General features: G+C 28.3%; 1 protein-coding gene and 1 pseudogene. Both read right to left on the bottom strand.

Features of this window, described 5'->3' with window-relative positions; genetic code table 11:
• Window positions 1-539: 539 nt before the first annotated feature.
• Window positions 540-830, bottom strand: a pseudogene (locus HMPREF3125_RS12540) (type II toxin-antitoxin system PemK/MazF family toxin); the annotation flags it as partial.
• Window positions 831-946: 116 nt separating this feature from the next.
• Entirely contained in the window at window positions 947-1,114 is a 168-nt protein-coding gene (locus HMPREF3125_RS12835; RefSeq protein ID WP_155399947.1) for an AbrB/MazE/SpoVT family DNA-binding domain-containing protein, read from the bottom strand.
• Window positions 1,115-2,973 lie beyond the last annotated feature (1,859 nt).

Below are 2,973 nucleotides of genomic sequence, written 5' to 3' on the forward strand. Positions count from 1 at the left end.
AAAAGAGCGACGTTTATAAGGCAGTAGCCACGATGAAAAAAATTTGTAAATACCATGTTACATACATTTATACTTATATGGTTATTTATATATGTATCATTACACCACTATTGTACAATTTAAAGTACGTTATAATGATTGAAGCTTTATGTAAAATAAGTATATTAATTATTTTAAAATTATTTTCGATACACAGACATTGATTAAAACGTTAAAGCAAACCAAACATGAAGGTAGTACAGTTTGAATTAATAAAAAACATCAACTCGAAGTATAGACGTATCTCCTAAGCATACATCTATAGAAAAATATAAGTCTTATGTTTATATTGGTGGATTTGAAAGTTTATTCATGAAAATAGAAAGGGAATAACTTTCTAATGCTGGACTAGTCCACTTTTTTGCTTTCATCTTAATAAATACATAAATGAAGCAATTATTATTGCCCTCGTACTTATAAACGAAGGCTTATTTTTTTGACTTCGAATCATTAGAGAATCTAAAACACAAAAATGATTAGAGGGATTATCATTTTTAATTTCATAGATTTAATAAACTTTTCAATCTATCATTTACTTCTATTACCTTTTCAGTTGTCAATATATCAAAATGTCGATATGAACGAGCATGTATATCAACAGATTTAATTTGTGTGCAGTCGATAACACCATTTATATGTTGATTTTTAGTCTTCACTAATACATCTGTTGGGTATTGCTCATCGTATCTTTTTGTAATAGGAATAACCCAAGCAAAACCGGAAACCTTATTAAATTCAGTATCACTTATGACTAAACAAGGACGATAGTTTTCTTTTTCATTACCAATGACTGGATTAAAATCTCATTTAATTAAATCATATTGATTTACCATAATTCACGTCCAACTGGTTGACCCCAATCATACTCGTTATGATCATATTTACCACCACTTTCAACAAAATCTCTTCATTTTTCTTTAAAGGAATCGGATTTAGTTAAAACAATTTGTCCTGATTTGACTTTTACTTCTATATCATCGCCAACTTTTAATCCTGCTTCCTGTAATGTATTTTTCTTTAAGCTAATTGCTTGTCCGTTTCCGCTTTTATATATTTTCACATATGTTGTTTGCACAAAATAAGCCTCCGTTAGTAATTTACGTGTCTTTACATAAATTATAATATGTTTACATCGATTTACCATTATCCTATCCTGCTTCAACTTCAATATACGACACAATGCATCAGTGTTCATTGTTAACCTCTCCGTAATTTTTTTGATTTTGTTCTAACTCTAATTGAAATCAATATAATTTTTCGGTACTATCTAACATTAATTTGTTCAGTTGGCGTTCGCCACTTCGTAAACGTTGAATACTTGATGCCGTCACACCTGTTTTTTGATGAATATAATACGCAGATAAATCGCTATTTAGGAGTCTTTCAATTGTTTCGATAATCATATTAAATGAGTGAAACGTTTAGAAAATACTAAAAGTAAAAGATTATGAATAAGGCTAGGGCGATAACAGAAACACCTATCATATAGTTACAGAATGTTTTGATTTTGATTCGAGTAATTTTTGTCATTTTTATCACCTCATTTTATAGTTGAGGTAAGGGAGGAGAATATCCCCCGATTACCTAATGAATATAACTTAATATTAGTTTGAATGTCAGTTGGCATGCAGTAAAGGAGATAGTGCTTTTTTATTGATTTTGAACATAAAAAAGATGACCATCGCAACAATCATCTCAAGTACACTCTTCAGATATGTACCGCAATTTGATATTTATCTCCATACATGCAATTCATACTTAACGGACTTATATGGACGGCTGAGAGGGCTTAAAATTCAAATTCATTGTGGTTTTTTCTGCCATCAACAATTTTATATATTTTAAACCGTGATTCGATGTTTCTGATGTCCTCAACCACATATTTGAGTATCTTTTCATTGATAGCTTTCATGTATACGTTTAACAAATATTAAATATCAGTATGAACGCAGTCACTAAATTCAAAAAGAATTAATAAAATAGGGACTTATTGATGTTACTTCAAAAATGGATAAATAACGTCTTTACATCTACATGCCTAAAATCAAGGATCAACAATTCTATTATTATAATAAAGAAAAGAAATTCAACAAATACACATATGACCGTTTCATAGACGTATTGAACATCAAATCAAAGCATACACTAAAAAACATATTAATACCCTAATGAAACACAAGCTATTAATCGTGAGCAATGTAGGAACTACAACTTAAGATATAAATGTTGAACAAAATGAGTCAAAGAATGTAGATACTAAATTACACAATAATAAGAATAATTCATCTGATTCACACAATATGCATTTAGTAACACTATAAACATAATCAACTCTACGGAACAAATTATTGCCTTGAAGATTTGAAGAGTGAAATTGAAGAAATCTTAATCCGTGTAAATCGAAAATAGAAAATACACAATAAAACGATTACTAAAGTATATAATTATCTATTTATAAGTATTAAAGGAGCATTTACTCAAAGATACGAAGAAGATTATAACAAAGATGTTATTACAAAAAGTCCAAAAAAGGCTTTATTTGGACATCCATAGAATATTGTGACTGCGCTAATTAAATCTATGATTAATAGATGATACAAGTTTTATATAAGACCTTGAGTTGCAGAAATAAAATGATTTATCTAAATTAATAATTTTTAATTGGAATATAGATGAGCACAAACATACACATCAATATGCTGATGTGTATGTTTGTGCGCTGTCCTTATTACTTTATTTAAAGGAAAACAGTATATAGTATTACTGAAACTAAGTAATACTAAAATATAAAGTCTTATATTTTGTTTACTGCTCTAATTATTTCTTCTTTTGTTAGATCAATAATAGACTGATATTTTTCTTTATTAAGATCTAGTTTGCTTATTTCAATTTCAATTTTTTCTAATTCTTCAATTATATACTCTCCTTGAGACA

It is taken from the genome of Staphylococcus sp. HMSC13A10 (assembly GCF_001808005.1).
In the GTDB taxonomy this organism is placed as follows: Bacteria; Bacillota; Bacilli; order Staphylococcales; family Staphylococcaceae; genus Staphylococcus; species Staphylococcus pasteuri.